This is a genomic window from Clostridium sp. C8-1-8 (genome assembly GCF_009928445.1).
Taxonomy (GTDB): domain Bacteria; phylum Bacillota; class Clostridia; order Clostridiales; family Clostridiaceae; genus Clostridium_AR.
The window spans coordinates 83123-89734 of sequence record NZ_JAABNO010000022.1; the positions used below are offsets into that span (position 1 = coordinate 83123).

A 6612-nucleotide genomic window follows, 5' to 3' on the forward strand; every position below is an offset into this window, starting at 1 on the left:
TTCGTTCAGAAAAGGCAGATGCGCAAAAAATTCGCTAAAGAAGAACGCTTTAGCGAATTTTTATATTCCTATATTCCTTAAAACTTATATTTACTTAGCACTTGTTAGGAGATTATTTACCTTAGGACTTCCTAATCCAGTAACTAAATCATAACCTGTCTTTGCGCTATATCCACCATTTGACCCAGACTTTACATCATTAAAGTTTGTAGTGTATCCTGCGCTTCCTGCTGTTCCAGCTACACTATATAATTTGCTTATTGCATCAAAGCTTGTGTAGTTTGCCCCTCTATTTTGATTTAATAAAGCTATAACACCTGCTACAGAAGGTGAACCTAAACTTGTGCCACCAGAAACAAACCATCCTGACTGCCCATTGTACTTAGTACTGCTATAAACTGAAGCTCCTGTGCTTGGATCTGCAACCCAAGATATATCTGGATCTCCTCTATATGATCCTACAACGCTTGTCCAATTACTTTGGTAGGTTGGTCTAGAATAGTAGCTGCTAGTATCTCCGCCTGAACCTGACCATGCAGTTTCACTTATATAGTTTCCTGCTGAGTCAAGGTTTAAGGTTGTACCACCTATGGAAAGAACATATGGAGAGCACGCTGGCCACTCAGAACCTGAACCATCATCTCCTGAAGAAGCTAAATAAGTAACTCCTGTATGCTTGAAGTGTGTGTCATATGAAGATTCTCCAGAGAATTCACCACCACCCCAGCTATTTGATACAACTTGAGCCCCATTTGAAGTTGCATAATCTATAGCTGCTAGCAAGTCAGAATCACTTGGAGTTTTTGCTACTACTAATAGTATCTTAGCTCCAGGAGCTATTGCATGTGCCCATTCAACATCCATTGCAGTTTCAAGAGCCCATCCTCCATCTGTAGTTGATGGCTTACCAGTTGGATAAGCGATTGAAAGAGTTGCTTGTGGTAGTCCGAACTGACTAGAAAATACCGATAAATCATTTTGCATAGTTGGGCTGCCATATGCATCAACTATAGCTATAGTTTGTCCAGCTCCTGTAGCTGATACCTTATCAACTCCATAAGCTTTTCTGATTTGTGCAGGTGTGTATCCAGCTGTAGCTAAAGTACCTGCTTTCTTGATTTTGATGAGCGGCTTTGCCTCCCATGAATTTTGGTGAATTGCCTTTTCAGCATGTTTCACCAGATTGTTGGTTGGCAGCAATGCAGTTGCAAGGATTAAGCTTACTGCCATGAAACTTTTTAATGATTTGTTCATAATAATGAACCCCCTTTTTATTTATTACTACATAACATCTGTATTAATTCTTAAAGTGCAAATAAGATGTTATGATAGATAACTCTGAAAACAGTTTAATTTTTAGCCCCAATTTTTTATAAACAGATTATCTATAGCATGTTAATTGTATGATCATATAGTACCAATATGATATAAACTTCTGTTAATATGTATATATTATACATATTAGTAACTATATTGTATACAGTATTTTCTAGTAAATTGTTAATTTCACAAAATGCAAATGTATACGATTGTAGAGCTATACTTATCAACCTGTTTATTAAAGAAATTATAGTCTTATTGTAAAAAGTTCTTTAAATCCACATTACTATATCAAAAGATGAATATTTTGCATTTTTCAAACACAATCTATATATTGAAATTTTAACTCAAATAATACTTAGGAGGAAAAATAATGTCAGACAAGGAAATTAAGGAATCTTTCGAAAATGCCGCAAAAACCATGAGAGGCGATAATACTACTTTTGGAACTAAATTGACAAATGAACATTCAAATGATCCGAACACTCATGAAGACATACATAATCGTATAAAAATAGACTACGAAAAGATTGAAAAATCACCAGAGGGTGATGAACTTCATAAGTGGCAAAGAGAACATGTGGCCAAAGGTGATCAATCTAAAGAAGGTTATCCATTAAATGTAATCATAGACCCAGCTATGAGAGAAATGTACCAAGCTGTTCACGATGCAGGAATGACTAATGTATTTGATAGATTTAGTCAGCAACAACCAATTCAATGTAAATTCTGTATAGAAGGCTTATCTTGCCAACTTTGTGCAAATGGACCTTGTAGAATAAGTGATAAAGTACCTCGTGGAACCTGTGGTGTGGATGCACATACTATGGTAGCTAGAAACTTTGTATATAGACACGTAACTATTGGTACATCTGCCAATGTATTTCACTGTCATCAAGCTGCCAGAACTTTAAAAGCTGCTGGTGAACATCCTGAGAGCGGATTAAAAATTAGAGATGCTGAAAAGCTAAAAAAATATGCTGATATGGCTGGACTTGATGCAAATCAGCCTATAGATAAATTAGCTGTAGCTTTTGCTGATTGGGTAATAAATGATATACATTCTCCATATCATATAGAATCAAAAACAGTTGAAGCTTTTGCACCTACCAAGAGAAAGAAACTATGGAGAGATTTAGGTTTATTCCCTGGTGGAGCCTATAGCGAAGTAGGCTATGCACAAACAAGATGTATGACAAACTTTAATTCAGATCCTGTTGAATTCCTGTTAAACAGTATTAGATTAGGTATCGCCAATGAGTATCAAGGCCTATTTTTACTTGATATCATTCAAGAAATACTCATGGGTACTCAAGAAATTGCCCATAAGAAACAAAACATGGGCTTATTAAAAGAAAATATGATTAATGTAGTTACTAATGGTCATATGCCACTACTATCTCACGTTGCTATCGATCTAGCTTCTACTGATGAATGGCAACAAAAAGCTAAGGATGCAGGGGCTGAGGGAATCCAGATATTAGGTCACGTATGTGAAGGTCAACAACTTATGAACTATCAAGGAACTCATAACCAACCTGGATATGGTGGTCAAGAAGGTGAATGGTTATCTCAAGAATACTTACTTGCTACTGGTGTAGTTGACATGTTTATGTTTGATTATAATTGCACTGTCCCAACTATGCCACTTTTTGCAAAACGCTTTGGAACAAAACTATTAAGTACCCATCCAGTAATTAAGCTTCAAGGTACAGAAACTCTTGACTTTATACCTGAGAAAATGAAAGAGCAAGCTGAAAAAGCTCTTAACCTTGCTATAGAATCCTTTACTAAACGTAAATCAGAAAATAAAAAGATATACATACCATCACACACTTCTGATTGCATGGTAGGATTTAGTACAGAATCTGTAAGAAATGCATTAGGTGGAAGCTTTGATCCTCTTATAGAACAAATAGCAAACGGCAACATAAGAGGAATAGCAACAATAGTAGGATGTACTACTGCAAGATATGGTCAGGGAGGAAGTAACATATTTAAGATAACAAAGGGACTAATAGAAAATAATATTTTAGTTCTTTCAGGCGGATGTACTTCTTCAGTTATGGAATATACAGGACTTACAGATCCAAAAGCAGCTGATGAATGTGGAGAAGGCCTAAAAGCTGTATGTAAACAACTTGGAATACCACCTGTTTTATCTTACGGTGCTTGTGTTGATATAGGAAAGATGACTCATACTGCAAAGGAACTTGCTGATGCATTAGGTGTTGATACTAATAAACTTCCTCTAGTAATTGGCGCACCTGAATATCTTGAACAAAAAGCTGTAGCTGATGCATGCACTGCTGTAGCTTTAGGTTGGTTAGTTCATGTAGCACCAGTTCCATCTATAACTGGTAGTGACGTTGTTGTTAAAACACTAACAGAAACAACTGAATCCTTAGGACTAGGCAAAGTTGTTGTAGAATTAGATGCAGAAAAAACAATTAAGATATATGTAGATCATATAGAAAAGAAACGTAAAGAATTGGGATTAAGTTAAAAGTATACATATCTCTATAATGGTAAGCACCTTCACTAAAATGAAGGTGCTTTAAAAAGGAGTTCTATGAAAAAAACTTTACAATACTATTTTATTATGGCAATGTGACAATTTCATGGCAAAACTTTGATTTTAGTATATAAGCCACAATAGTCATTTACGAGTATATTATTTAAGGTTATTTTATATAAGATATTTATAAAGTAAGCTTCTGATATCTTTGTAGACAACAAAAAGCACCCTCGAATACACGAAGATGCTTTTAAAAGGAGATCATGAAAAACTCTACATTTTGAATTATATAACTATTCTGTGTCATTTTTATGTCAACCCTATTGATTTTCAAAAATTTCTTCCAACTCCCTTAGTAGTTTTATGGATTCTTTTTCGTTTTCTTGACTTATGGAAATCTCCACAAGGTTACATAAAGCAAATTCCTTGCCTTCATTTTTATTATATTTTTCAAGTACCTGTAGGAAAAACATTGAGGCTTCTTTTAATCTTTCTAATTCTCCCAGGGACTTATATATTACAGCTAATTCTTTGTATGTAGAAAATAGACTTGTAAAGTTTTTTACTTGTTCTGATATATTCATGGATAATTCAAAAATCATTATACTTTCATCCACTAAGCCTTGAGTGAAGAAGATTTTAGCTTTTGTACATAGTGTTTTAGGGCTCAATACTTTATCAGTTTTAATTTCTAGTCTTTGAGCAAGGTTTATATATTTCAAACTTTCTTGAATATTTGCTATATTGTAATAATAATCTGCCAGATCATTAAACACTTCTATTAGTACTAAATTGCTCCTATCTCCTATTAAATCTATCAAATATAAGTATTTACTTACTGCCTCATTCTTTTTACCACTGTTATATAATTCTCTAGTCTTCAGAAATATAATATTCACCCCAAGGTTAAAATCTGTATTCACTAAACCTTCCTCATCCGAAATATATCTATCTATTACTTTTAGACTTTCATTATGTAATTTTATATTTGAGTACGCTTTAGCTAAATTGTAAGCTACTTCAATGATTCGTTTTTCCTTTATTTCCTTATGGGCGTAGAAGATAGCTTGATTAAAATAAAATATAGCTTCTTCGTACTCTCTTCTATTAAGCTTTGAAATTCCCATTTGGTTATAAACATAGCTTTGTTCTTCTATCTCATTCAACTCTTTTAGCTTTCCTAATGCATTACTATACTTCTCAAATGCAATTTCATAATTTTCCTCATTAAAATACTTATCTGCATCTTTTTTATAAGCCTTCATAGCAATAACATCCAGTTTAAAATCAGAAGATATCTTTAGCAATTCCTCATATTTCTCATGACTGATTTCCTTAGCTAATTCGCCTTCACAATAAATCTCTGCATCTTCAGAAGGTTTCCTTGAAAAATATTCATCGTCTAAGCTTATCTGTACTCCAAGTTGCTTTGCCTTATCATTAAACTTCTTAGCTAAAAGTCTAGAGCTATTACAACTAACTTTGCGCTTACCACTCTCCATCATACTTATAAAAGCTCTAGTCATATTCTTACCTTCTAATTCTATTTGGTTCATATGAAGTTTTTTTCTTATGGCTTTTATTTTTTCACTAGGATCATAGAATTTCAATTGGATCACCTCAAATTTAATATAATTAACTTATGCACATACTTATATAATTTTTACCCATCTCACTTTCCGAATATATGAAGAAAATTTGGTTGGAGAATATATTTTGTCTTTTACTATACTTTGCGAAGGCTTTATGATTCATGGCTATTTTCTAATAAATGAAGTGCCAGGGATAAAGTTCTTACCCTTTACCCCTATTTAACCAGGCTAATATCTCAACTTTTCTTTAAAGTCCCATCTTTCTGGTATATACTTATTGAGCTCTATTCCTCTACCTATTAGTATTTCTTTAATCTTTTTCGACCCATATCCAGTCCTCATTCTTACCGCATTTAACGTACCATACTTTTCATATAAATATAGTATCTTTTCGATATCATAGACTTTTTCTTTTCTTGACAATATATTCACCTCTTTTTGAAATGTGTTAATAAAGATTATGCTTTAAACTACATCTCTTAAAGAACTATTAAAAAACTTAGTTCTATTAAACCGGTGTGAATCTATTTTTTCTGTCATGTTACGCTCTAACTCTTTGTACATAAAGCCATAAAGTTGCTTAAGATTAACTTCTATCTTTATAGCAAGGAAACTAATACTGCAATAAAAGTAGTATGACATTCTATATATTATATTTAAGTTGTTTCCATATTATTAAGACTTTGGCATATTAAACTTATATTTATTTTCATACATTTATAAAAAACATTTAGTCTTACATATCACTGCTGATTCAGTTAACCAAAATCTTATACTTTATAATAGATTAAGTCATAATGATAAATATTTAGATAGTAAAAAAGTCACTGAAGCGACCTTCTTCAGTGAGCTTTTTCAGTGAGCTTTTTTTTTGCGCATCTGCCTTTTCTGAACCTATGTGAAGAAATTCTGGCAGGCGACTTAATTTTATTTTTTACTGTTTACCCTGAATAGCTGTTCTTAACCATTGATATTGATAGATTTAGCTAATAAATTTTTTTATACTTTCCTAGACGGTAAAAAAGAGAAGCTTTTATAAAGCTCCTCCGTACTATTCAATGGGATTTGTTTAAAATATTGGCTGTGTTTAACAATATTGTTGAAATTAAGTGGTTAAGAAGGAGATACTATATGAGCGAGCAATTAGAATTAAATGATTTTTTCAGATGGAATGGCGTTAAG

The 6612-nt window shown here is 32.9% G+C and carries 4 protein-coding genes; 1 reads left to right on the forward strand and 3 read right to left on the reverse strand.

Features of this window, described 5'->3' with window-relative positions; translation table 11 throughout:
- Positions 1-90: 90 nt before the first annotated feature.
- On the reverse strand, positions 91-1254 hold the full coding sequence (locus tag GXK57_RS19215; RefSeq protein WP_160679442.1) for a S53 family peptidase: 1164 nt from the start codon (positions 1252-1254) through the stop codon (positions 91-93).
- 439 nt (positions 1255-1693) lie between these two features.
- Between GXK57_RS19215 and cooS the strand changes: the two genes are divergently transcribed.
- Positions 1694-3826: an anaerobic carbon-monoxide dehydrogenase catalytic subunit gene (gene cooS, locus GXK57_RS19220; protein WP_160679444.1), complete on the forward strand. Its 2133-nt coding sequence runs from the start codon at positions 1694-1696 to the stop codon at positions 3824-3826.
- Positions 3827-4158: 332 nt separating this feature from the next.
- On the opposite strand, the gene GXK57_RS19225 is transcribed toward cooS, so the two are convergent.
- Positions 4159-5448, reverse strand: coding sequence for a helix-turn-helix transcriptional regulator (locus GXK57_RS19225; protein WP_160679446.1), 1290 nt, complete (start codon positions 5446-5448; stop codon positions 4159-4161).
- A 210-nt stretch (positions 5449-5658) separates the two neighbouring features.
- Entirely contained in the window at positions 5659-5853 is a 195-nt protein-coding gene (locus GXK57_RS19230) for a hypothetical protein (RefSeq protein ID WP_128213833.1), read from the reverse strand.
- Positions 5854-6612: the final 759 nt, after the last annotated feature.

What these genes read in the sequence shown, in the direction of transcription:
- cooS (WP_160679444.1), top strand. Translation starts at nt 1,694, where the DNA reads ATGTCAGACAAGGAAATTAAGGAATCTTTCGAAAATGCCGCAAAAACC.
- GXK57_RS19215 (WP_160679442.1), bottom strand. Translation starts at nt 1,254, where the DNA reads ATGAACAAATCATTAAAAAGTTTCATGGCAGTAAGCTTAATCCTTGCA.